The organism is Enterobacter sp. Sphag1F (assembly GCF_014193275.1).
Classification (GTDB): Bacteria; Pseudomonadota; Gammaproteobacteria; order Enterobacterales; family Enterobacteriaceae; genus Pantoea; species Pantoea symbiotica.
In genome coordinates this window covers 546,322-570,196 of sequence record NZ_JACHZD010000001.1, presented here as the reverse complement: position 1 = coordinate 570,196, position 23,875 = coordinate 546,322, and the positions used below count along the sequence as shown (strand labels likewise).

Here is a 23,875-nt window from a genome sequence, read left to right as displayed (position 1 = left end):
ATGATGAACGACGATATGTTTGAATTTGATATCGATGCACAGCTGGAACAGGCTGAAGCCAAAGCGGCAGAGAAAGCCAACGAAGTCCCTGCTGATATCAGCGACGAAGCGGACTGCGAAGGCTGCAAAATCTAATTTTCCTGTTCGGGAAGTGCTATCAAAGCCGACAATAAATCTTGTCGGCTTTTTTTATTTACAGAGTTTTTAACTGCTTATTCTGATTTAGTAGAAGTAATAGATTTATCGTATAGGAAAAAGTCGGTCACAGCTGCTATACCTAAACTCGGTCATTTAACGATGAAAGAGGGAGGTGCGGTATGATCTTTGCAATCAGTGACGAAGTTCAGCACAAACAGGGCGGACCCACCATGGTGGTCACCGGCTATGCCAGCGGAATGGTAGAGTGTCGTTGGTATGATGGTTATAGCGTGCGACGTGAGGCGTTCCACAGTGACGAACTCAGTCACTTATCAAGCGCGCAACAGCTGGCCAGTTGAATCCATTCGGGACGGTTTTTGCCGTCCCGAATGGAGTTGTAGCTCAATGATTTACCTTTGATCCCTGCCTATAAATTTTTTCCCAAACTGACTACACTTTGCGCATTCGCCTCTTTTCGAAGCAGGGATGCACATGCCAAACTCCCCTCAATTATCGCGTTGGAAAAGTCCATTTATACCGGTCCATCTCTGCTTTCTGGCGGTCTTTCTCTTCTCCGCTTTTCTCACCGTGCATGAAGCTTTTGAGCTGAAAAACAATTACGAACAGCGTCAACGCGCGCAGTTATCCGACGTGCAGAAAAACCTCGACAGCCAGTTCCAGGAGAGCCTGGACGAGCTGCTCTATTACCAGCAAATGCTCAACTACGCGCTGACCCATCCGCTCGATTCCGATCACGCGCGCGAAACGGTGGCGCGCTTTCAGCAGTTGCGTCAGCAGAATCCGTGGCAGTTACAGCTATCCAGCCCGCGCAGCATGCCGATAAACGGCGTCGGCGATAGCTGGCTAACTCGCGACCCGCTGTTATCGCGTGACGATACCCATATCGATCATGAGCTGCGTGCGGCGCTGGAGTTCAGCTTTATCCTGCAGTTTGGCGATACCAAACAGGATTTTCATTCCCGCTTCTGGTACATCTCGCGAGCCGGTTTCTACATCAGTTCGCGTCCGCCGCAAAACGCGCAGGAGCTGGAAGAGAGCTACGCCACCATGATCCAGCGCCCCTATTTCCGCGATCAGGATCCGCACAATCCGCTGCATGCACGCCTGCGCTGGACCGAAGGTTATCAGGGCTTATTTGATGAAGGGTTGATGATGACGGTCAGCACGCCGATTATCAGCGAAGGTTATTGGTACGGCGTGCTGTCGATGGATTTCACTCAGTCGCGTATCCATGCCTTGCTTGCATCCGCGCGCAACAGCTCATTGCAGGGCAAAATGGTATTGCTGGATCGCTCACTGCATGAAATTACCCGATTGACTGCACCCAACGACCAGCCATTAACCGCAGAACAAAAGGCCTTGTTAGAGCAGCAAATTCTGCAGAGTCCAGCCGGCGTTTCGCGGCTCGGAACGCAGTTTATTACCTGGAGCAAACTCAGGAACGTTGATGCCTACATCGTCAATGTTCAAAGTCTGAAGCAAGGCTTTTCACAAGAGTTAGGCCGCGTGGCGCTGTTTATGGTGGGCATGTGGCTGGTGTTTGTGCTGCTGCTGGTGGCGGCGCATCAGGTGATCTTTCGTTTGGTGCGCCGCCTGAATGATATGTCGGCCAAACTGGTGTGGCGGGCAAATTATGATGGTTTGACACGCCTGCTCAATCGCAGTGCCTTCTTCGAGCAATTTGATGCGCTGGCGGCGCGCGGCCAGCAGCAGCAAACGCCGCTGGCGGTAATTCAGCTGGATATCGATCATTTCAAAAAGGTCAACGATACCTGGGGACATCAGGCCGGCGATCAGGCCATTATCCGCGTGGCGAGCGTGATCAGCCACACGCTACGCAAATACGATGTCGCTGGACGCGTCGGCGGGGAAGAGTTCTGCATTGTGCTGCCAGAAACTACATTGGCAGAGGCACAGGCGGTGGCGGAGCGGATTCGCGTGCGGTTGGAGGCGAAAACCATTCTGGTTAACGCCAGCACCACCTTTGGCATTACGCTTTCGGCGGGCGTCAGCGGCAGTGAAGAGCAGGGCGATTATGAGGCTGAGAGCCTGCAGGCCAGCGCGGACAGCAGGCTCTATCTGGCGAAGACCGGCGGGCGCAATCGCGTCTGCGCAGCGGATTAAACCTTGCCGTCGTTATCCTCTTCGACGGCCTGGTAAATACGCTGCAGAATATCCGGGAAAGCCGATTGCACCCGGCTCCAGCTGGGAATAAACGGTTTCTCGTTCGGACGCTCAATAAAGGCTTGTCCGGCATCGAGAATCGCCTGAGTGAACATTTCCACCGCCGCTTCTTCAATGTGCTGATCAAACTTCAGGCCGTTCATGGTGGCCTCGTGGTTGTAGATCTCCATCATATCCAGCGCATTGCGGTAGTAAGTGGCCTTCAATACGCGGAACGAATCGCTGGTGAGCGGCACGCCCATGGTCGCCAGCTTACGCAATAGCGACTGCACGATGTCATTACTCATGCGCTTCAAACCGCCGGTGCCATCATCTTCCGCCAGCGGCTGATGTTTGTGGTCGTAGTTATCGGCAATCTCCACCTGACAGGTCTGGCGCGTGGTGTAGTTACGATAAATCTCCGACAGCACGCCAATCTCTAATCCCCAATCGCCGGGAATCTTGATGCCGTTGAGCACGTGCGTGCGCATGGCAAACTCGCCAGAGAGCGGATAGCGGAAGCTGGTGAGGTAATCGAGATATTCCGAGTGACCGTAGACTTTCTGTAAGGAGCGCAGCAGCGGACCGACCAGCAAACGTCCAACGCGGCCATTCAATTTGCCATCGGCCACGCGCGCGTAGAAGCCTTTGCAAAACTCGTACTGAAACGACGGATTGGCCAGCGGATAGAGCAAACGTGCCAGCATGCCGCGTTCGTAGGTGACGATATCGCAGTCGTGCAGCGCCACGCATTGGGTGCGATCGGAAGCCAACGTGTAGCCGGTACAGAACCACACATTGCGGCCTTTACCGGGTTGGCTCGGTGACAAACCCTCTTTATCCAGTTCGGCGTCCAGCGCTTTCAGACGCGGCCCGTCGTTCCACAAGATGCGATGGCGCTGCGGCAGGCGAGAGAAGAACTCGCGCGCAAAGAGAAACTGGTCGCGATCGGCGCGGTCAAGGCCAATCACGATCTCATCCAGATAGGGCACTTTCGCCAGTTCGTTAACAATGTTATCCAGCGCCGGGCCTTCCAGTTCCGAAAACAGCGACGGCAAAATCAGCCCCATTTTGCGTTTGCGCGAGAAGCGCACCATCTCCTTTTCCAGCGATTCGACGCTGCGGTGGGTGAGATTATGGAAATTAGTAATGACACCATTCTGGTAAAAATCACTCATCGTCTCATCCTTCTGGTTAAAGGCCGTTACTCGGCAAGAAAATAGTCCAGACCTTCACGCCAGCCCTGCGGACCGACGTGCGCGGTGTGGTAAACGTTCTCGGTATCGGAGCGTTGCAGTTCAACCGGCGTTTTGCTGAAGCCTTTTATCACCACGGCATAATCAACGCGCTCCAGCATCGGCACATCGTTTGGGCCATCGCCCAGGCCGATAGTGATGCGCGATTCTCCTTCTTGCGCGGCAAGATGCTGCTGGATTTCCGCCAGCGCGATGCCTTTGCCGGTGCCGGCGGGCATCACATGCCAGAAGCGTCCGCCCTGAGTTAACGCCAGATGGTGCTCGGCAAGCGCCTCACGAAATTCCTGCAAACGGTGTTCATCATCGCGCCACAGCACTACTTCCGATGCTTCGCGCAGGCGGCTTTGGCTGGCTTCGGTGAGCGTTAATCCGGTGAAGCGTGCTACTTCGGCATCGCTAAATTCATGAAAACCGTTAAAGCGGAATCGCGCTTGCAACCCGTGTAGCGTCTGGCACAGCGCATGATAGCCAGAGCTGGTTTCGGTCGGCGGCGTCTGTTCTCCGCCCAGCACCACGCGTGCACCGTTTTCAGCAATAAAGGGTGCGCCAACAATGCCCAACTTCTTTTGCAGTGGAATAATCTCTGCCGCCGTTTTGCTGGAACAAATCACCAGCGGAATCTGATGTTGTTTCAGACGCGCCAGCCATTCACTGGCCGCATCCCAGTTGTAGTCATGATGATCAAGTAATGAGCCATCAAGATCGGTAACGATCATCAGGGAAGAGTTAAGACTCAGCATCATCACACTCCTTACGCCAGTGGCATCCGTAAAGCGAAGAGTAATCAGTATAATAGCGGAATCACGATCACACTTTTTCCGGCGACCCGACCAGCGACAACCAGGATAATTCTTAAACAGCAGAGGTGACAGGATGCGCGATGCACATTTCGTGCACAGCTGAAACCAGCGGTGACGCGGTGCGTAGGGCGATTCGCATGAATGGTTATACAAAATTGTTCGATTTACATGCAGGGATAAGACTTGTCTTAATCGGACTAAGGCGTAATCTGACCGGGTGTTAAGAATTCCCTGGTGTAACGAATTTACTGATTTATTTTACCCGGCCATCCCGCCGGGTATTTTTTTAGAATCGATTTCAACGGTTTACTTCACTGATGGCGAAGTCGCGAATGTCGAGTTCGAAGGCTTCCGCTAAATCGGTATAAGAGTCATAAGCCTCGCCGTTCACTTTGACGCGATGGGCGTTTTCGGCTTCCATAAACTCTTGTATCTCGCCCGACGTTCTTTTCTGAATCGCCTCCAGCAGCGCATCGACATCAATATTGACTTCGCGCTGCACATTCTCGCTGTACTCTTTTGCCGTCGTCATAGCGCCCTCCCAGAGGCGATTGGATGAATTAACAGTATAGACGGTGCTGAAAAGAGGGCGTCGCGGGCAAATTGCAGACAAAAAAAAGCCCGCGCTGCGCGGGCAAAAATCCTTGTTACTTTTAGGTTGACTGCGCCTTTGGGGTTGGTGCAGTGAGGAGAAGTGTACGAGCAGCCCGCGTCAAAAGTCTCTCTATGAAACGTTAAGAAAGCGAAAAAGCGCATCTTGACAGAGTTTTACCTGCCTTTAAGTGCACAGTGCGTAACAGCGTCTATGCTTAGCGATTGATTGTTAAGTGATATCAGGGAGTGAATATGGACTTTTTACGTATTGTCATCGCCATTTTGGTACCGCCACTGGGCGTGTTCTTGCAGGTCGGGTTCGGCGGGGCGTTCTGGCTTAATATTCTGCTGACGCTGTGCGGCTACATTCCCGGTATCGTTCATGCGGTGTGGGTTATCGCCCGACGCTGATCGCGATCAGGCAGTGTTGATTATCTTCCGTTAGACTGTGTCGCAGGACAATTTGTGGAGAGTAATCAATGAAGGTGAACGATCGCGTTACGGTTAAAACCGATGGCGGCCCGCGTCGTGTGGGTACGGTGCTGGCAGTGGAAGCATTCAATGAGGGCACCATGTATCTGGTAGCGTTGGAAGATTACCCGCTGGGGATTTGGTTCTTTAATGAAAGCGATCATGCCGAAGGCGTGTTTGTTGAGCCGTATCAAGGGGCTTGATGCCAGGTGCGCATAAATGCGCACTTGAGTTGTAGGGTCGCCATTCATGGCGACCTCTGCAAATTCAACGCTTAAAACGTCTCCCAGTTATCATTTCCCGAGGTCGCCAATGCCGGACGCGGCGCCAGATTCGGCGTACGCAACCCGGACTGCGCCGCTTTAGCCACTTGCGCAACTGGCGCATCATTCAAACGGAACACCGCTACCGCCTGCGTCAATCGGCCAGCCTGGTCTTCCAGCGAAGCCGCTGCCGAAGAGGCTTCCTCAACCAGCGATGCGTTCTGCTGCGTCACGTTATCCATCTCGGTCACCGCCAGGCTAACCTGCTGGATGCCACGGCTCTGCTCATCGGACGCGGCAGCAATTTCCGCCATAATGTCCGTCACGCGACGCACCGCCTCAACAATCTCGCCCATGGTATTACCGGCTTCACCGACCTGGCGTGAACCGTTGGTAATCAAACCTACCGATTCCGCGATCAAGGTTTCAATCTCTTTCGCCGCCTGCGCACTGCGCTGTGCCAGATTACGTACTTCACTGGCTACCACGGCAAAACCACGGCCTTGCTCACCGGCACGCGCCGCTTCGACGGCGGCATTCAGCGCCAGAATATTGGTCTGGAAGGCGATGCTGTTAATGACGTTGGTGATCTCGGCAATCTTCTTCGAGCTGCCAGAAATGTTGTTCATGGTTTGCACCACGCCGCTCACCAGATCGCCGCCGCTACGCGCTTTGCCGGAGGCATCAGCAGCCAGCTGGCTGGCATGATGCGCGTTCTCGGCATTCTGTTTCACTGTTGCGGTGAGCTGCTCCATGCTTGCGGCGGTTTGCTCCAGTGCTGAAGCTTGCTCTTCAGTTCGCGATGAGAGGTCGGTGTTGCCAGCTGAGATCTCGCTGGAACCCTGATAAATCGCCACCGCACCTTCACGCACCGTGCCTACAGTACGCACCAGCGAGGCCTGCATCAGTTGCAGATTATGCAGCAAGCTACCAATCTCGCTGCGGCCATAGGCTTGCTCCGGTGCGGTCAAATCGCCTTGCGCAATACGTTCGATGCGGTCAACGGATTGGCGCAGCGGGTTAATCACCACGCGACGCAGGAACACGAAGGTCAACAGCACTAACACTAATGCGGCGACAAATGCGATAGCCATAGCAATAAAACCGACGCGCGATTGATGTGCCGCTGCGGCATTAATCGCTTCGGCGCGGTCGGTACGGATTTTAATCGCCTTTAACAGCACGGCGTTATAGGCGTCATCCAGCTTACGCGTGACGTCAGTTTCCTGCGCCACAATGCCTTCAAAGCTGCCTTGCTTAGCCGATTCAATCATCGGCTTAAGGCCTTTATCAATATAGGCATTGAAGCTGGCGGTCAGCGGTTCGTCGAGGGCAATATCCGCTGGCGTTTTCGCCTTGCGATCCATATAGAGTTTAAAGCCTTCGCGCGCTTGTTTAATACGCGTCTCGGTGCGTGCTAAATCGGCACGATAACCATCCATTTCGCCAATACGCGCGGCGGCACCGGATTGCAGCACATTCAGTCGTGCAGTGCGCAGATGGTTAGAACTGTTGGAGATGCCCATGCGGATTTGAATTTCTTCCGTGGCATCATTGAGTGAGTTATTACTCTGAATCAAAAAGTAGCTGGCGAGTCCAATGCACAGGGCAAAAAGCAGCAGAATGCCACCAAAGATCATACTGAACAAAGGCATCAGGCGCAGGTTCTGCCAGATGCTGAGCTTATATTGCTCATCAATCGATGCTGTTTTCATATCCTTGCTCTCATGTAGGTAGGTGTTATGAGAATAAGCATCGGCAGGCGAGGGGAAAGGATTAGGCAGGAAAGTGAGATCAAACTCGCAAAACGAGAAAGGGGCCAATCGCTGGATTGGCCCCTTTATTCACTGAAGGAAATTATCGCACGTTAACATAAATCCCTGAGGTGACATTATCAGTCAAACGTACGACATGATAAATAACCTGCTTATTATGGGTTTTAATTTTACGTTTAATATTACCTTTATGTGACGAAACAGTTTTGGCTTTAATTTGCATGTTCTCAGATATCTGAATGGTGTCATGACCTGACATCCACATTTTCAGCATATTTGATTCAGTCTGACTTAATGTCAGTGGATGCACGTCGAGCCCAGCAGAAATACGTGGCGAAGCGTTGAGTTTCTTTTGCAGGTAGGTGCCTAACAAAGAATCCAGCGTCGAAGTTTTTATCGATTTTGACGTAATAATCAGGTTCTTACGAACGTAGAGGTATTCCTCAAAATGGATATTCGAGATCGCCATGAAAATAAAGAATAAGGTATCAGGATGCTGCATAATAATAGCACGAATACGATCGCTGGAATCAGATTCGTGAATAAAGCACTCTTCGTTGATAAACACGACGCCCGGCTTTATTTGCTCACATCTTTGTTGCAATTGGTCGATGTCAGAGACAGGAGTAATATTTTTCTTTTTAACTCCTTTCGCAGACATATAGTCAGACAAACCCAGGCGTGTGTAATTACATGAATCCATAATAATCGTTGGCATTATAGCGACCCTCACCAATTTGTTATCCGTTTAAATCAACGATGAATACGCGTTTGCGGTACGAGAGAAATTTCCAAAGACACTTTTTTATTCTGCTCGGCAGATTGGCGATAGAAATCCATGCGCCATCATGACTCTTCCCTGAACCGTGCTGCGAAGTTATTTTTTTTAGTACATCCACGTCACTCTCAGCCCAGCCATAGTAGGGATGGCTGAGGATTTGCATTAAGTGTTTAATTCGCTCTGTTTTGAGAGCCCTGTCACTATCGCGCAGATCACAGACAAATCTGATAGGACAAATCTTAAAAACATTTGTTTAGCGAAAGTATGACGCTTCAGCGAGCGTTGACAATGCCGGAAAAAAGGGATTTAGACAAGAAAAATCGCTTTGAAATTTTTTTTGTTTAAAAACAGCCCTTTGAGCATTTCATCAACCAATTCTCAAGGTTTAGCCCCTTAGGAATCGTCTGACTAAAATACGCGAAGCGCGGTTTAATAAGAATAATTTTCACCAAAAATGCGCATTTATCAGAATTTCCTCAGTTGATTTCTGAGAAATATGGTTCAGAAAATGCACAGACAGTTTTTGGTTGCTTAAGTATTACTTAAGAACATCTACAGAATAGTTAATCAACTGCCGCGGGAAAGTTCTGACACAAACTGGGCGAGTAAATCAAAGACTTCGCTGAACAGATGTTCGCAGAAGGGAGCAAGCAGCGGCATCATCAACCCCACGCTGAGGATGCCCACCGTTAAGGTAATCGGGAAGCCAACCGCGAAAATTGAGAGCTGTGGTGAAACACGGTTTAACAAACCTAGTGCCATGTTTAGCGTGAGGAGTAGAACTATTAAGGGCAGCGCTAACATCATGCCATTAAGGAAAATTAATCCGGCGGCTTTGACTAACGCCATAAAGGCATTGGCGTTGAGCGGCTGGTCGCTGATCGGCAAGGTGTGAAAACTGTCCACCAAAAGCGAGATCAGCCACAGGTGTCCATTGAAGGTAAGAAACAGCAGCATCGCCAGCATATCGAGAAAACGTGCCAGCACCGGCATGTTCAGGCGGCTGCCCGGATCGAAGAAGGTGGCGAAGGACAAACCCATCTGCAAACCAATCACTTCACCTGCCATGCGCACCGCGGCAAAGGCGAACTGCATGGTCAAGCCAAGGCTAACGCCAATCAGCAACTGTTGCAGCAGCAACCAAAATCCGGCGGGTGTAAATAACGTGGCTTCAACCGGCGGCAGAACGGGAAGAATGATCCAGGTGATTAATACCGCCAGGCCAATCTTGACGCGTTTAGGAATCGATTTTTCGCTCAGCACCGGCGCGCTGGCAAACAGCGCCAGCAAACGCACCATCGGCCAGAAGAATTGTGCGACCCAATGGATCAGTTGGCTGCTGTCGAGGTTAATCATTAGCCAATGATGTACGGCAGATTGCTAAACAGCGTGCGAATGTAATCCAGCATCAGATTCAGCATCCACGGACCGGCGATCACCGCCGTAGCGGCAACGGCCAGAATCTTCGGGATAAAGGAGAGCGTTTGTTCGTTAATCTGGGTCGCGGCTTGCAGCACGCTGATGATCAAACCGCTGATCAACGCCACCAGCAACATCGGCGCGGCCATCAGCAGCGCGACGCGCATTGCTTCCTGGCCCATAACCATTACTGATTCAGGTGTCATCTTGCACTCCTCGGGAAATGTCGGGTTACGAGTAGAAACTTTGCGCCAGTGAACCCACCAGCAATTGCCAGCCATCCACCAGCACGAACAGCATCAGCTTGAACGGCAGGGAAATAGTGGCCGGCGGCACCATCATCATCCCCAGCGCCATCAGCACGCTGGCGACCACCAGATCGATGATCAGGAACGGGATAAACACGGTGAAACCAATCTGGAAGGCGGTTTTCAGTTCGCTGGTGACATACGCCGGCAGCAGAATGCGCATCGGTACCGCTTCCGGGCCCTGAATTGGCGCGGTGTTGGCCAGACGAGCAAACAGCGCTAAGTCGGCTTCGCGCGTTTGACGCAGCATAAATTCACGCAGCGGCTGGGCACCTTTATCAATCGCGTCCGCCATGCTGATTTTGTCCTGGCTGAACGGCAGATAGGCGTCGGAATAAATCTTGTCGAACGTCGGCGCCATAATAAAGAAGGTCAGAAACAGCGCCAGACCGAGCAGCACCTGGTTTGGCGGCGCCGATGGCGTGCCGAGGGCGTTACGCAGTAAACCAAACACAATGATGATGCGCGTGAAGCTGGTCATCATCAGCAGCACGGCCGGAATAAAGGTCAGCGAGGTGATGAAAACCAGCGTCTGCACCGGCAGAGACCAGCTCTGACCGCCATTGGCCAGCGGCTGGCTGATTAAACCTGGCAGCTGCGCATGGGCAACCGGTGCCAGCAACAGCAGCGGCAGAAGAGCAAGGAATCGACGCATCATTGTGGTTTTCCGGGACGTTTAACCAGATTCTGGAACAGCTGACGAAAATCCTGCGGGGCAGCGCTGCTATTCGCCAGTTCTTCCGGCGGCAGCGGCGGTAACGAGTGCAGATGCGTAATCTGCTGGGCGGTGACGCCCAACACCAGACGTGCATCGGCGGTATCGACAATCACCACACGCTCGCGCTGACCCACCTGCACGGTGGCGCTGACTTTCAGCGCCTGACCGGTCACGGTTTTCGGGGCAAAGCCGAGACGTTTCGCCAGCCAGCCGCAGCCGAGAATCAGCAGAACAATCACCGCCAGCACGCTGCTGACCTGGCCTATCACCGAACCGGTCGAGACAACCGGCTGGCTCGCTACCGGTTGTTCCGCTTGCGTGTGCTTTAACATGCTTAACGGCTCAGTCGACGCATACGTTCAGAAGGGGTAATGATGTCGGTGATGCGCACGCCATATTTGTCGTTCACTACCACCACTTCACCCTGCGCGATCAGATAACCGTTGATCAGAATATCCAGCGGTTCACCGGCCAGGCCATCCAGCGCCACCACCGAACCCTGCGTCAGACGCAGCAGCTCTTTGATGGTCATCTTGGTACGACCCAGCTCCACGGTCAGTTTGACCGGAATATCCATAATCAGGTCGATATCCTGCAGCGAACCGCTGATGCCAGGATTCTCCAGCGATTTGAACACATTCTCAGTCGGATCTGGCGCGCTGGTGGTGGTTTGTTCGTTCATAGCTGCAGCCCACAGATCGTCCGCGGAGATGTCGTCGTCGGACGGTTTCTTGCTGTCACTCATCGGGCTGTTCCTCGTTCAGCGAATTCAAAATCGGGTTAATCAAATGTTCTACACGCAGGGCATACTGGCCATTGATGGTGCCGTATTGGCTGGTCAGCACTGGCACGCCATCGACGTGAGCAATGATGCGGTCCGGCTTCTCAATGGGCAGGACGTCACCAGGTTTCAGCTGCAAAATACGTGACAGGCGCAGCGATGTTTCGGCGAAGTGGGCAATCAGCTCCAGCTCCGAGTGCTGCACCTGTTTCACCAGATTGTCGCGCCAGTGATTATCTTCACGGCGGGAGTTTTCCAGTGGCGGATTGACCAGCAGCTCGCGCAGCGGCTCAATCATCGAAAACGGAATACAGATATTGAATTCACCGACCAGGTTACCAATCTCCACCTGGAACGGCGTGTTAACCACGATGTCGTTCGGTGAAGTGGTGATGTTGGTGAACTTCACCTGCATCTCAGAACGCACATACTCGACTTCCAGCGGATAAATCGCTTTCCATGCGTCGCTATAACCATCCAGCGCCAGCTTCAACATGCGGCGAATCACGCGCTGTTCGGTATGGGTAAATTCACGACCTTCAACTTTGGTCGGAAAACGACCGTCGCCGCCAAACAGGTTATCGACAGCAATAAATACCAGGCTCGGTGAAAACACCACCAGCGCCGTGCCGCGCAGCGGCTTCAGGTGGATCAGGTTCAGGTTGGTTGGCACCGGCAGGTTGCGGGCGAACTCGTGGTACGGCTGAATCTTGATCGCACCCACACTAATATCGGGGCTACGGCGCAGCAGGTTGAACAGCGCCATACGGAAATGACGGGCAAAGCGCTCGTTGATGATCTCCAGCGCCTGCAGACGCTCACGTACGACGCGGCGCTGAGTATTGGGATCATAGGGACGGATGTCGCCATCGGTCCCTTTGGAACTGTTCTCTACTTCCGCGCTGTCACTGTCGCCATTAAGCAGCGCGTCAATCTCAGCCTGGGAGAGAATGCTATCGCCCATTAAATCACCTCAAAATGAAGGCGGTAAACAGCACGTCATTGACAACCTGAGCCGGTTGACCTTTTACCAGCGGCGGCGCCAGTGCCTGTTTGATCTGCTCAACCAGGGCCTGTTTGCCTTGCTCTGTTGCCAGTGCCGTCGCGCTTTGACGCGAAAGCAGTAACAGCAGACGGCTGCGCACTTCCGGCAGGTAATCGTTCATCCGACGACGGGTATCCTCATCGGGCAGACGCAGGGTGAAACCCACGTACAACACACGGTCGGGATCGTTGTCAGGATTGACCAGGTTTACTGTAAACGTATCCATTGCAAAAAATACGGGAGCAGCCGGTGGTTCGACTTTCGCCGCGTCCGGTTGGCTGCCTTCGTGTTTATTCATCATTCGCCAGACTGCATAGCCTGCCACGCTGCAAGCGGCCAGCGTTACAATCAGTAACACCGGTAGTAGTAGTGAACGTTTGCGGCCTTTAGCTTTCGCGTTATCAGACATCTTGCAGTTACTTCCTGTGAATTATGGGCAAGCCTCTCGGCTTACCTGGACAGATTATCCCGCGTCTTAAGTCAAACAATGGGAAGAAAAGACGCGGGTTTTACGCTTACCTTCAGCGTTTAGCGGCTGTCAGGCAAAGATATCGACAGCGCCGTTACCGGCCGCGCGCGCTTGAAGGGCTGCCGGGACGGCAATAGGCGTTATCTCGTTGTCACTGTCCTGGGAGAGGGTAAAGCTGCCGTGCTGTCCGTCACGACGTCCTTCCTGCTGGCCCTGATAACTCTGGCCCTGTGCGAAGGCGTCGCTGCTGACGTTACTCTGTCCCAGGTTTATTCCGCTCTCCGCCAGCGCTGTACGCAGCTGAGGGAGAGCCGCTTCCAGCGCGGCCCTCACTTGGCTGTGGCTGGAAACCATACTTAACTGTGCCTGATCCTTATCAAGCGTCAGGCTGATCTGGATAGCGCCCAGATCCTGCGGATGTAAACGCAATTCGGCGTTCTGCTGCCCGTTGCGGCTAAACATCACAATCTGCTGACTCAGTGCCTGCTGCCACTCGCTGCTGCCGAGCTGCGCATTCAGCATGGGCGTCGACGGCGTGGTGCTGGTCGAAGCGGTGCTGCTCACCAGCGAACTGGTGGCGCTGAGCGGTGCGCTGGATAATGGCGTCACCGGGTCATCACTGCTCTGCGCGGCGGTGCGCTCTTCCGGCTTACTCAGCGCATTCAGCACCTGCTTAAAACTCTCATCCAGCGTCAAGCCGCTGCTGTTACTGGCGGTGGTGTTGACGCTGCTGCTGGTCTGCGTGCTGGCAGCCGTTTGCGTTAAGAGCGTTCCAACATCGCTGGATTTCTTCGCTGTGCTATCCGGCTGTGCTGTTTCTTCTTTTACTGCACCTTCAAGCGAACCGCTTAACAATGCTGAATTAAGCGAAGCGCGGGTGTCAGCTTTGCCTTCGCCTGTGCCGCTACTTACCGTGGCTGTGCTGGTGCGGTTCTCAACCGCCACCGGCAACATGGCGAATAACGCCTGCACATTCTGTAAGTCGCTGGCAGTTAACGAACTTGCCTCACTCTTGTCTTTATCATCGGCTGATTTCAGCGTGGCTTTAGTGTTTTCCGGCTGTAAAAGTGCGTTTAACGCATCTGGTTTATCCAGCGCCTGCAATAACGCGCTTAAAGAGGCTTTTTTGACGTCTTTTTCATCAACTTCTGTTGTCAGATCAGTCGATTGCGTGTTAACAGCTTGTTGCTTTACCAGCGTCAGCAAGCGGTTGCCGAGTTCAGTAATAAATCCCTGCGGCAGGGTGTCTGCGCCCTGCAAAAGATCTGATGAAACTGAACTGTCAGCGTCTCCCAAAACCGAGGTTTGCGTAGCAACTGTTGGCAGCGTAATCATTCGCCTTTCCTCAATGCGGCCCGTTGGGCAAATTCATCCATCCGTTTCTGATCGAGACGGTTTTCTTGTCGTAATGCGTTTTCCTCAGCGCGCGTAATCAGCGTTTGATAAGCATTGAGTCGCTTATGCTTTTCACGCCAGTTGCTCAGCGCGGTGTCGAGGCGCTGATTCCACTGGGAAAGCTGTTGGCGATGCTGTTCGATGGCTTTTTCCAGCGTCTGAATAAACTGGTGATAATTGGTCCAGCGCGTGCTGGCGATGCCGCCGGACATATCCTGATTGAGCTTGTTGCGATACTCATCCTGATAATCCAGCAGCATGCTGAGCTGTTCGTCGGCCTGCTGCACACCACGACGCATATCGCCGAGGTGAATTACCGCACTCTCCAGTTCCTGCTCCGCCATATCGCGCAGCTTGTTGATCGCACTGGCCGTTTTCATGACTTAACCTCGTTTGGCGTTAACCGAACATCGCCTGCAGATGCAAACAGGCATCGTCGTAGTCGCTGCGTTCGAAAATGCCCTGATGCAGGAAAGCTTCCATCTCGGGATAGAGCTTGATGGCGCGGTCCAGCATCGGATCGCTGCCTGCGGCATACGCACCCACACTCACCAGATCGCGGTTACGCTGGAAGCTGGAGAGCAACTGTTTGAACTGGCGCACGCGCGCATAATGCGTCTCATCAATTAATGAGGTCATGGCGCGGCTGATCGATGCTTCAATATCAATCGCCGGATAGTGACCGGCTTCCGCTAGACGACGCGACAGCACAATGTGGCCGTCGAGAATCGCACGCGCCGAGTCGGCAATCGGGTCTTGCTGATCGTCGCCTTCGGTCAACACGGTATAAAACGCGGTGATCGAACCGCCGCCGTGCGTACCGTTACCGGCGCGTTCCACCAGCGCTGGCAGTTTGGCGAACACCGAAGGCGGATAACCTTTGGTGGCCGGTGGCTCACCGATGGCCAGCGCGATTTCACGTTGCGCCATGGCGTAGCGGGTGAGGGAATCCATAATCAGCAGCACGTGCTGGCCGCGATCGCGGAAATCTTCGGCGATACGCGTGGCATACGCCGCGCCCTGCATACGCAGCAGCGGCGAGACGTCAGCGGGTGCGGCGATCACTACCGAACGCGCGCGGCCTTCGGCACCGAGAATGTTTTCAATGAACTCTTTTACTTCACGACCACGTTCACCAATCAAGCCCACCACAATCACATCGGCTTTGGTGTAACGCGCCATCATGCCGAGCAGCACGCTTTTACCGACGCCGGAACCGGCGAACAGGCCCATACGTTGACCGCGACCCACGGTGAGCAGGGCGTTGATGGCGCGCACGCCGGTATCCAGCACATCTTCAATCGGCGTACGTTGCAACGGGTTGAACGGCGCGGTGATCAGCGGGGCGCGATAGCCGGTTTCTGGCGCGGGTAAACCATCCAGCGGTTTGCCGCTGCCGTCGAGAACGCGACCCAACAGTTCCGGGCCCAGCAGCATCTGTTTGCCGCTGTGCCCGCTGTCGCCACTGACGCGCGCATAAACCCGTGCGCCCGGCAAAATGCCGTCCACTTCTTCCAGCGGCATCATTAACAGTTTTTGGCCGTTGAAGCCGACCACTTCACTTTCCACTTCAGTGATCTTGCTGCCATCGGTACGTTCAATAATGCAGGTTGCGCCGAGCGGCAGTTGCAGGCCGGTGGCTTCCAGCACTAAACCGGTGGCGCGCGTCAGGCGACCGTAGCGACGCACGGTTTGCACCTGTGAAATGCGTTCTTCGAAGGCGTCGAGCGCGCCGAGCCAGCGTGAAAGGCGTGAGGAGGTCATTACAGTGTCCCCGGAGCGGCCAGGCGGCACAGCTCCTGCCAGCGCGTTGCCACGCTCGCATCGAGATCGCCATCTTCCGCGCTGAGCTTACAGCCGCCGGGATGCAGCGTGCTGTCGGCCAGCAAACGCCAGCCGTGCAGATCGAGCGTTGGGCCGAGTGTCTGCTCGATGCGCTGCAAATCATCCGGATGGACGCGCAGCTGCGGCTTGCCGCTGAACATCGGCTCCTGCTGAATCAGCTGCTGGATTTGACGCAGCAGGGCGGTGCCATCCACCTGCGTGGCCTGGCCAATCACCGTGCGCGCGGCTTCCAGCGCCAGCTGCATCAGACGTGAAGCGATCACGCTGTCGAGCGCTTCCAGCGTGTGATGGAACTCGGTCACCAGCTGCTGCATACGTGCCTGCAGCGGCGCTTGCTGCTGCTGCGCATCGGCTAAGCCTTGCTGGAATCCGGCGTCATAACCGTTCTGTTGCGCTTCGGCAAAACCCTTTTGATAACCTTCGCTGTAGCCTTGCGTCTGCGCATCTTTGCGCATCTGCTGCTGCATACGTTCCAGCTGTTGCTGCTGTTCCGCTTCGGCGCTCAGTTCAACATCGATCTCCGGCTCCTCTAACTGAGGCTCCGGTTCGGCACCAAACGGGCTGCCTAAATCATCAGGCTGCCAGCGCTGCCACGCGCGGGCGGAAAAGGCATCAGACATAGGTTTCCTCGCCACCACCAATTACCATCTCGCCGGATTCTGCTAAGCGGCGCACCACCAGAAGAATGGCCTTCTGTTCGTTCTCCACCGCCGACATACGTACCGGACCACGGTTGGCCAGATCGTCGCGCAGGATATCGGCCGCACGAGCGGACATGTTTTTGAGGAACTTCTCGCGCAGCGGCTGCTCGGCACCTTTCAATGCCACCAGCAACTGCTCGGATTCCACTTCCTGCAACAGGCGCTGGATGCTGCGGTCGTCCACTTCCACCAGGTTTTCGAACAGGAACATCTCGTCGATGATCTTCTGTGCCAGCTCGCCATCGAAGTCGCGTACTGCTTCGATAACCGCTTCTTCCTGCTGAGTTTTCATCAGGTTGATAATTTCTGCTGCGGTTCTCACGCCGCCCATCTTCGCGCGCTTGAGGTTGGTACCATCCAGCAGGCCGTTGAGCACTTCGGTCAGTTCCGCCAGCGCCGCCGGCTGGACACCACCGAACGTCGCGATACGCAGCATCACATCGTGACGCAGACGCTCGTCGAACAGCGCCAGAATATCTGCCGCCTGAGAACGTTTGAGGTGCACCAAAATGGTGGCGATAATCTGCGGATGCTCGTCGCGAATAAGGTCGGCGGCGGCCTGTGGCTCCATGAAGTTGAGCGTTTCCATGCCGCTGGTGGTCTCGTTTTTCTCGAGAATATCTTCCAGCAGGCTTGAGGCGCGCTCCTCGCCCAGCGCTTTGATCAGCACTGAACGCAGGTAATCGTTGGAATTGAGGCTCAGCGCCGCAAACTGTTCCGCATCGATTTCGAATTCACGCAGCACTTCGGTCAGCTGTTTGTGTGAAACCTGGCGCATGTTGGCCATGGCGCCACTCAGGTGCTGAACTTCACGCTGGTTGAGGTGTTTGAACACCTCCGCCGCGCGCTCTTCGCCGATGGTCATCATCAGAATGGCGCTTTTTTCTGTACCGGTCAGACTCATAGTTCTTTACTCATCCATTCGCGGATAACCAGCGCGACGACGCGCGGATCGTTTTCAGACATGTCGCGGATACGCTGGCTCATCACCTCGGCGCTCATGCGGTTAGTAGATTTACGCTCCTGATCCAGCTCGTCTTTGCTGAGCTGAACGCTAAAGGCTTCTTCCTCTTCCATTGCCGCAGCACGTGCCGCCAGCGCTTCCGCTGCTGCTTGTTCCTGCGCTTTCTTACGCATCAGCTGTGGACGTACCAACTTGCGATAGAGGATGAAGCCAACCAACGCCACCAGCAGCCAGCGACCAGCAGTCATCATCTGATCGAAGAACGATTGCTGCTGCCAGAATGGCAGGTCGCCACCGGCTGGCTCGGTCATGTTGAACTGCGAGTTCACCACATTGACGCTGTCGCCACGGGTCTGCGAATAGCCCATCGCTTCGCGGGTTAAATCTTCAATCTGCTTGATCTGCTGATCATTCAGCGCCACCGCTTTGCCTTTGCCGTCGTCGCGGTAGTTCACCACCACGGCAACCGACAGGCGCTGCACATCGCCGACGTTGAGCTTGGTATGACGAATGGTACGATCCAGCTCGTAGTTAACCGTGTCGTTGCGCGTCGAGCTGCTCGGGCCAGAAGGTTGTGCGGTGCTGGTGGTGCTGCCGTTATTCTGCGCATTGGCGTTTTGCGCGTTAGCGTTCTGACCATTGGCATTATTGTTGTTATTAGCTGGCGGATTGGTCACCGGCGCGGTGTTGGCTGGCGCAGGCTGATTCGACAACGCACCCGGCACGCCGCCAGGATACGGGCTGCCATTTTGTTCGGAGTTGCTGGTCTGGCGAGAACGCACCGCGGTATTGCCTGGATTGGCGTTCGGCTGGTATTTCTCGTCGGTCTGCTCGCTGCGGTCAAAGTTGATCTGCGCCGTCACCTGCGCATGCACATTGCCCTGACCAACAATTGGATTGAGGATCGCTTCGATGCGCTGCTGGAAGCGGGCTTCCACTTCAGAGGCATATTTCAGTTGCGCATCATTCAGGTCGCGACCTTCGCTATCGGAGCGGGTCAACAGACGACCGGCCTGATCGACAACGGTAACGTTGCCCGGCGGTAAACCGGCCACGCTGCTGGAGACCATATGCTGAATAGCCTGAATCTGGCCTTCATCTAACGCGCGGCCAGGTTGCAGATTCAGCGTTACCGAAGCGGAAGGGGCTTTCTGCTCACGCACGAACAAGGTTGGTTTTGGCATCGCCAGATGCACGCGCACGCTCTTTACCGGACCGAGCGTTTCGATGGTGCGCGACAGTTCACCTTCCAGCGCACGCTGATAGTTGATCTGTTCGCTGAACTGGCTGATACCGAACTTCTCTTTGTCCATCAGTTCGAAGCCAACGTTGCCGCCTTTCGGCAGACCTTGTTGCGCCAGACGCAGACGCAGCTCATGCACTTTATCGGCGGGCACCATCAGTGCTCCACCGTTATCGGCGAACTGGTAAGGGATGTTCATTTGCGTCAGCTGCGTGACAATCGCACCGCCGTCCTCATCGGAGAGGTTGTTATAGAGGACGCGATAGTCTGGCGCTTTTGCCCACAGCACCAACGCAAACACCACTGCGATAACCGCAGCGGCAGCAATAATTAAAGGAATTCGCGGATTGGCGCGCAGGCGGGCGAGAAGGTCACTGAAGCCTTTCTTTGCTGTCTCTGGTGTAGCGGCTGCACTCGCATTCATGACCGATTCCTGCCTGAAATTATTAGTGGTGACAAAACGAACTCCCTGAAGACTTCCCCCAAATTCAGGGGGGAGGAAAATTAAATTCCACTTATTGGCAGGCATTATTTGATGATTCGGGTCACATCGATGGGTGGATAAGCCGGGTTTTTTGCGGTCATTTAGCGCCTTTGTCCTATTGACAGTGTGTTAACTTTCTCATCGTGAAAATTTAATCACTTCTTCATTAGGGGTCAGGCAATGTCAATTCAGGCGATTGAGGGTGTGCTGCAGCAGCTGCAGATGACGTCTCTGCAGGCCAGCGGTAAGCAGGCGGAATCCACCAATCAGGTCGATTTTAGTGCCACCATGAAAGCAGCACTCGACAAGATCAGCGAAACCCAGACAACGGCGCGCGCGCAAGCGCAGGATTTTGAAATGGGTAAACCGGGCATCCAGTTAAACGATGTGATGGTCGATCTGCAAAAATCCTCTATTTCCATGCAGATGGGCGTGCAGGTGCGTAACAAACTGGTGTCGGCGTATACCGATATTATGAGTATGCAGGTGTAGTTTCTTTCGGCTTTCTTTCGGGTATTTCTTTCGAGTATAGTTCAGCGCGGTGATGGTTTTATCTCAGGCGGGAAGGTTGCTGCATCACAGTGAATACACCGCCCAACGCGCTGCCTTATTTTGAGAAGAGGATTCTCACGTGAAGAAAACCCTGCTGTTTTTAATCGCCATCGTTCTGCTTGCAGGATGTGACAAGGATGAAGCGACGTATTACCCGCAAATGAAAAACTTTGCCTATCTGTATCAATTCGAAGCGCTGCCTGGAAAAGTCAAAAATACCCATCAAACGCTGTTTACCGCCGACGGTCAGCAAATCTTCGAAGTGAACGTCGATTTCGACCGCAACGGCTGTCCAACGCATGTTAAGTCGGTGGGCAAAGAGGGCGAAGTGATTGAGGTTGCGCGCGACGGCGACGCATTAAAAGGCAGCGAAAACGGTCAGGACGTGGTGGTGACGCTGGATAAAAACTGCGCCATGGTGAAGAAAGTCACGCCGAGCATGACGGTAGATATTGCCTACAACAAACAGGGTTTGGTGGAGCAGATCTCATCGCCTGCTTCCGATGCAGCGTTTCACCTCGCCTATAACAGCGCGGGTGAAATGGCGGTATTGAGTATTACTCAGGCCGGAACGGAAGTGTCGCGTGCTACAGCAGTGCGGGCAGAAGATAAGAAAAAGATTTCTGACGTGGTCACCACGGTGAAGCGTAATGACCAAATTAAAACCGTCAGCAATGTCTGCAAATATAAAAACGCTGTTCCTTATTATTGCGACATTATTACCACCGACGCGGCGGGCGAGGTGGTTGATAAGCAGTATGGCAATATCGAGGTTACGTATTATTAGTTGCAGGGTCGCCATTTATGGCGACCGCCACACTATTTAATCTCAGGCCACGCCACCGCCGGGAATCCATTCAACAGCGGATGCGCAAACAGGAAACCCTGGAACTGGCTAATGCCCGCCGCTTCCAGCCACATCCACTCTTCGGCTTGTTCCACACCTTCGGCAATCACCGCGATTTCCAGCGATGCGCAGCATTTAATGATGGCGTGCATGATCGCCTGCTTCGGGCCGCTTTTATGCACATCGCGGATAATCTCGCGATCGATTTTGATTTTGTCCGGCTGGAATTTCGATAACAGCGACAAGCCAGCAAAACCGGCACCAAAATCGTCCAGCGCCAGGCTGATACCCGCCGCTTTCAACTTTCTCACTTCGGCAGCAAATTCATCTGAGCGCGAAATGATCTCATTTTCGGTCACTTCGACGATCACCTGCTGCGGCACCAGCCCGCTGGCTTTGATCTCGGCCAGCAGGAAATCCACCGCGTTTGGCACCGTCACCAGCGACATCGGTAGCAGGTTGATCGACAGGCGATGCTCGCCAATCCCCAGTTTGCTCGCCACGTTAAACGCCAGGCGTTTCGACTGAATATCCGCGTGATAAATCGCCTCACCACCAAACGCAGAGAAATACTCTTCCGGCGAGCCGCCGTTCGGCGTACGAATCAGCGCTTCAAGTGAGGTCACGCGGCGTGCGAAGGGATCGATGATCGGCTGAAAGGCAAAGCGGCAATCCTGCACGCTCTGATCAAGGTCATCCAGCTCATTCAGCCATTCATCGTCGGGAATAAATTCCCAGGTGCTGGCGGGTGGGATCTCAAAGTAGTTCTCTTTGTCGCGCGCCACCACGAAAGTACGCAAAAACTGCAGCGCACGATCTTTGTAGGTGAGCTGATAACGCGAGGTGCCTTTATCCAGTACCGCTTGCAGCACAGTGTCTTTGTCATGCTCGCGCAGATCGAACAGCTCCATGCCGACTTTGCCAAAACGGCGTTCTGGCGCGAAGTCGTGCATTAACTCCACCAGATTGTGGTGGCGTGCGTCCTGACAAATACGCTGATAGATGCCTTGCACCGCGTCGCGCGGGCCTTCCAGCAGTTGGAAGAAGTGCAGGCCGTCGAACAGCAGGATGCCGGTGACATCCGAGTTTTTGTTTTTGCGATTGGCTTTAGCAACCATATCTTCGAGCGTTTTAATCGGCACGTGGTCGTGCAGATGGCTGCGATAAAGGATGGTGGTGAGCATGGCGATTGTCCGGCTAAATTATTATTTTGCGGCTAGATTAACAGGCTTACAGCGGGGTCTGTCCATAGCTTCCCGCGCTCAGCCTAAACTTTTTTTAAAATAATGGCTTAAGCGAAGCGGCTAGCCGCCTCGGTAACGCCTCAACTCCATTAACGTGCCGATGATTTGCAGAGAAATTTCCTCAGAATGCAGCTGAGGAAAATCATCATTGAGCGCGCGCAATGTGAAGATTTTCTCATCCTGCTGCTGCGTTTGCAGACGATAAATTCGCACCAGCGCCACGCCATCGACCAGCGCCAAAACCACATCGCCAGGCTGTGGCTGAACGTCTGGATCAAAGATCACACTGTCTCCGGGCCGGTAATCGGGCTGCATCGCATGGTCTTCCACCGTGACCGCCAGCGCGCCATCGCCCAATTGACTTTCACTGTAGAGAAAGCGTGTTGCCTGCTGTTTCAGTAACAACCGCTGCTCGCCCAACCACATTGACGCTTGCGCCAGGCTAATCAATGGAACCGCCATAACCGGCGCGGCTTTGGCGTGGGTGGCAAACACTTCGCCGTCCCCATCAATAATCCACGCCGCTGTGCATTGCAGCCACTCCGCCAGCCGCAGTAAGTTCTCGCCGCGCGGAACGGTTTCCTCTTTTTCCCATTGCGATACAGCCACATGCGATACACCGATGCTCTTCGCCAGCGCCTGCTGCGTTAACTGTAGTGCTTTACGTCGTGCCCGGATGCGCTCACCGGAAGATTCTTTTTTCATCATCTTGACATCTCCTGAAGGAACGACTTAAGTATACTTAAATTCATAAGTTAAAGTAAACTTAAATTCAGGCGTTGACCGCGAAGCTGGCAAGGGTGGTCAGCGTGCTTATGGGGCACAACCCTTGCCAGGGGTGAGAGGTAAAGCATGGAAAGTAGTTTAGTCACCAGCGTAGGTGCGTTGCTTCTCGGCGGCGGCGCAGCAGCTGTGTTCTGGAAACCGTTAATGGCGGGTATCGCCGCTATCGTCACCAGCAATCGTGCCGGCGGGGAGATCATCACCAGCTACAAAGAACAGGTGATGCTGCTCAAAGAAGGTCATGCCTTGATGCGTCAGGAAAACGATGAGTTACGCGTCCGACATGACAAAAACCTGCGGCGAATCTCTTCGCTGGAAACCGATCTGCGGCTGATCAAAAACGCCCTGAGTATTTTACTGGCGACCACCGAAACCGAACATAGCGATAAGTTTCGCAGCCAAGTGAATCAACTGATTACCACTCTGGAGGAGAGTCGTGATGATGCAGATAAACAGTGAGTACGTAGTGAAAAACCATCGACGCCAACTGTTCTTCGGCGGCTTTCTGCTGATGCTGTCGCTGATGTGCGTGGCGATGACGGTGTTGTTTTTGTTTGTGAGTAACAGCGCCAATCAGCGCGTTGAAGAGATTCGACAGCAATATCGAACGATCTCAGAACGACGTGAAGCGCGCGTGGCGGAACTCACCAGCCAGTTGGTGGCGCTGCAGAACAAACTCGATGGGATAGCGAAGCACCCAATCAGCAATCCGGCTGATAAGGGGAAACCGGCTGAAGGAGATAAATCGCCACCTCAACCCAAGCGTTAAGGAGGTCAGCATGCGAATTACCACGTGGATTGCAGCCACTCTTACC

Annotated in this window: 29 protein-coding genes; 9 read left to right on the top strand and 20 right to left on the bottom strand. The window is 53.9% G+C overall.

The window, feature by feature from the left end:
* From FHW71_RS24000 to dgcQ, 3 genes are all read left to right on the top strand, one after another.
* Positions 1-135 carry a hypothetical protein gene (locus FHW71_RS24000; protein ID WP_255253243.1) on the top strand — a complete coding sequence of 45 codons (135 nt, stop codon included), beginning with the start codon at positions 1-3 and terminating at the stop codon, positions 133-135.
* Between the two features lie 182 nt (positions 136-317).
* Entirely contained in the window at positions 318-497 is a 180-nt protein-coding gene (locus FHW71_RS02630) for a DUF2158 domain-containing protein (protein WP_008105429.1), read from the top strand.
* A gap of 133 nt (positions 498-630) precedes the next feature.
* Positions 631-2,283, top strand: coding sequence for a cellulose biosynthesis regulator diguanylate cyclase DgcQ (gene dgcQ / locus FHW71_RS02625; RefSeq protein WP_061717617.1), 1,653 nt, complete (start codon positions 631-633; stop codon positions 2,281-2,283).
* Here dgcQ and FHW71_RS02620 read toward each other — a convergent pair.
* From FHW71_RS02620 to FHW71_RS02610, 3 genes are all read right to left on the bottom strand, one after another.
* Positions 2,280-3,500: a glycosyl transferase gene (locus FHW71_RS02620; protein ID WP_008105424.1), complete on the bottom strand. Its 1,221-nt coding sequence runs from the start codon at positions 3,498-3,500 to the stop codon at positions 2,280-2,282. The genes dgcQ and FHW71_RS02620 overlap by 4 nt on opposite strands.
* 26 nt (positions 3,501-3,526) lie before the next feature.
* On the bottom strand, positions 3,527-4,318 hold the full coding sequence (locus FHW71_RS02615) for a mannosyl-3-phosphoglycerate phosphatase-related protein (protein ID WP_179450872.1): 792 nt from the start codon (positions 4,316-4,318) through the stop codon (positions 3,527-3,529).
* A 358-nt stretch (positions 4,319-4,676) separates the two neighbouring features.
* The gene (locus FHW71_RS02610) at positions 4,677-4,910 is read right to left on the bottom strand and encodes a DUF2525 domain-containing protein (RefSeq protein ID WP_061717614.1); all 234 of its coding nucleotides are present in this window, start codon (positions 4,908-4,910) and stop codon (positions 4,677-4,679) included.
* Between the two features lie 314 nt (positions 4,911-5,224).
* On the opposite strand from FHW71_RS02610, the gene FHW71_RS02605 reads away from it, so the two are divergent.
* Entirely contained in the window at positions 5,225-5,383 is a 159-nt protein-coding gene (locus FHW71_RS02605; protein ID WP_007891469.1) for a YqaE/Pmp3 family membrane protein, read from the top strand.
* A gap of 68 nt (positions 5,384-5,451) precedes the next feature.
* Positions 5,452-5,646 carry a protein DsrB gene (gene dsrB / locus FHW71_RS02600; RefSeq protein WP_179450289.1) on the top strand — a complete coding sequence of 65 codons (195 nt, stop codon included), beginning with the start codon at positions 5,452-5,454 and terminating at the stop codon, positions 5,644-5,646.
* Positions 5,647-5,717: 71 nt separating this feature from the next.
* Here dsrB and FHW71_RS02595 read toward each other — a convergent pair whose 3' ends face one another.
* The 15 genes from FHW71_RS02595 to fliF form a co-directional block, all read right to left on the bottom strand.
* Entirely contained in the window at positions 5,718-7,421 is a 1,704-nt protein-coding gene (locus FHW71_RS02595) for a methyl-accepting chemotaxis protein (RefSeq protein ID WP_008105415.1), read from the bottom strand.
* A gap of 142 nt (positions 7,422-7,563) precedes the next feature.
* Positions 7,564-8,199: a transcriptional regulator RcsA gene (rcsA, locus tag FHW71_RS02590; RefSeq protein WP_008105413.1), complete on the bottom strand. Its 636-nt coding sequence runs from the start codon at positions 8,197-8,199 to the stop codon at positions 7,564-7,566.
* Between the two features lie 630 nt (positions 8,200-8,829).
* Positions 8,830-9,618, bottom strand: coding sequence for a flagellar biosynthetic protein FliR (gene fliR, locus FHW71_RS02585; protein ID WP_179450291.1), 789 nt, complete (start codon positions 9,616-9,618; stop codon positions 8,830-8,832).
* Positions 9,618-9,887 (bottom strand): flagellar biosynthesis protein FliQ, encoded by a 270-nt coding sequence (fliQ, locus tag FHW71_RS02580; protein ID WP_008105408.1) that lies wholly within the window; start codon positions 9,885-9,887, stop codon positions 9,618-9,620. Before fliQ ends, fliR begins: the two co-directional genes overlap by 1 nt.
* Positions 9,888-9,912: 25 nt before the next feature.
* Complete coding sequence (gene fliP / locus FHW71_RS02575; RefSeq protein WP_154190575.1) at positions 9,913-10,644, bottom strand: flagellar type III secretion system pore protein FliP; 732 nt, start codon at positions 10,642-10,644, stop codon at positions 9,913-9,915.
* Complete coding sequence (fliO, locus tag FHW71_RS02570) at positions 10,644-11,039, bottom strand: flagellar biosynthetic protein FliO (protein ID WP_061717608.1); 396 nt, start codon at positions 11,037-11,039, stop codon at positions 10,644-10,646. The genes fliP and fliO overlap by 1 nt, the downstream gene beginning before the upstream one ends.
* A 2-nt stretch (positions 11,040-11,041) precedes the next feature.
* Positions 11,042-11,452 carry a flagellar motor switch protein FliN gene (fliN, locus tag FHW71_RS02565; RefSeq protein WP_008105402.1) on the bottom strand — a complete coding sequence of 137 codons (411 nt, stop codon included), beginning with the start codon at positions 11,450-11,452 and terminating at the stop codon, positions 11,042-11,044.
* Positions 11,445-12,452, bottom strand: a complete 1,008-nt coding sequence (gene fliM / locus FHW71_RS02560) for a flagellar motor switch protein FliM (RefSeq protein WP_008105401.1) — start codon at positions 12,450-12,452, stop codon at positions 11,445-11,447. Before fliM ends, fliN begins: the two co-directional genes overlap by 8 nt.
* Positions 12,453-12,456: 4 nt before the next feature.
* Positions 12,457-12,942 carry a flagellar basal body-associated protein FliL gene (gene fliL, locus FHW71_RS02555; RefSeq protein ID WP_008105400.1) on the bottom strand — a complete coding sequence of 162 codons (486 nt, stop codon included), beginning with the start codon at positions 12,940-12,942 and terminating at the stop codon, positions 12,457-12,459.
* A 129-nt stretch (positions 12,943-13,071) separates the two neighbouring features.
* On the bottom strand, positions 13,072-14,337 hold the full coding sequence (locus tag FHW71_RS02550) for a flagellar hook-length control protein FliK (protein ID WP_179450293.1): 1,266 nt from the start codon (positions 14,335-14,337) through the stop codon (positions 13,072-13,074).
* Complete coding sequence (gene fliJ / locus FHW71_RS02545; protein WP_008105396.1) at positions 14,334-14,777, bottom strand: flagellar export protein FliJ; 444 nt, start codon at positions 14,775-14,777, stop codon at positions 14,334-14,336. The genes FHW71_RS02550 and fliJ overlap by 4 nt, the downstream gene beginning before the upstream one ends.
* Positions 14,778-14,796: 19 nt before the next feature.
* On the bottom strand, positions 14,797-16,161 hold the full coding sequence (gene fliI, locus FHW71_RS02540; RefSeq protein ID WP_008105395.1) for a flagellar protein export ATPase FliI: 1,365 nt from the start codon (positions 16,159-16,161) through the stop codon (positions 14,797-14,799).
* Positions 16,161-16,862 carry a flagellar assembly protein FliH gene (fliH, locus tag FHW71_RS02535; RefSeq protein ID WP_137386041.1) on the bottom strand — a complete coding sequence of 234 codons (702 nt, stop codon included), beginning with the start codon at positions 16,860-16,862 and terminating at the stop codon, positions 16,161-16,163. The genes fliI and fliH overlap by 1 nt, the downstream gene beginning before the upstream one ends.
* Positions 16,855-17,847 (bottom strand): flagellar motor switch protein FliG, encoded by a 993-nt coding sequence (gene fliG / locus FHW71_RS02530; protein ID WP_008105392.1) that lies wholly within the window; start codon positions 17,845-17,847, stop codon positions 16,855-16,857. The genes fliH and fliG overlap by 8 nt, the downstream gene beginning before the upstream one ends.
* Entirely contained in the window at positions 17,844-19,574 is a 1,731-nt protein-coding gene (gene fliF / locus FHW71_RS02525) for a flagellar basal-body MS-ring/collar protein FliF (RefSeq protein WP_179450295.1), read from the bottom strand. The genes fliG and fliF overlap by 4 nt, the downstream gene beginning before the upstream one ends.
* 240 nt (positions 19,575-19,814) lie before the next feature.
* Here fliF and fliE point away from each other — a divergent pair, with 240 nt between their 5' ends.
* The gene (gene fliE / locus FHW71_RS02520) at positions 19,815-20,126 is read left to right on the top strand and encodes a flagellar hook-basal body complex protein FliE (protein ID WP_008105389.1); all 312 of its coding nucleotides are present in this window, start codon (positions 19,815-19,817) and stop codon (positions 20,124-20,126) included.
* A 139-nt stretch (positions 20,127-20,265) separates the two neighbouring features.
* A complete protein-coding gene (locus FHW71_RS02515) occupies positions 20,266-20,973 on the top strand; it encodes a YnfC family lipoprotein (protein WP_179450297.1) in 708 nt (235 codons plus the stop codon).
* A gap of 32 nt (positions 20,974-21,005) precedes the next feature.
* Here FHW71_RS02515 and FHW71_RS02510 read toward each other — a convergent pair whose 3' ends face one another.
* Positions 21,006-22,217, bottom strand: a complete 1,212-nt coding sequence (locus FHW71_RS02510) for a diguanylate phosphodiesterase (protein WP_008105386.1) — start codon at positions 22,215-22,217, stop codon at positions 21,006-21,008.
* A gap of 120 nt (positions 22,218-22,337) precedes the next feature.
* The gene (locus FHW71_RS02505) at positions 22,338-22,985 is read right to left on the bottom strand and encodes a S24 family peptidase (RefSeq protein WP_179450300.1); all 648 of its coding nucleotides are present in this window, start codon (positions 22,983-22,985) and stop codon (positions 22,338-22,340) included.
* A 144-nt stretch (positions 22,986-23,129) separates the two neighbouring features.
* Here FHW71_RS02505 and FHW71_RS02500 point away from each other — a divergent pair, with 144 nt between their 5' ends.
* Positions 23,130-23,519 carry a hypothetical protein gene (locus FHW71_RS02500; RefSeq protein ID WP_008105381.1) on the top strand — a complete coding sequence of 130 codons (390 nt, stop codon included), beginning with the start codon at positions 23,130-23,132 and terminating at the stop codon, positions 23,517-23,519.
* Positions 23,500-23,829, top strand: a complete 330-nt coding sequence (locus FHW71_RS02495; protein ID WP_179450302.1) for a hypothetical protein — start codon at positions 23,500-23,502, stop codon at positions 23,827-23,829. The genes FHW71_RS02500 and FHW71_RS02495 overlap by 20 nt, the downstream gene beginning before the upstream one ends.
* The last annotated feature ends 46 nt before the right edge of the window (positions 23,830-23,875 follow it).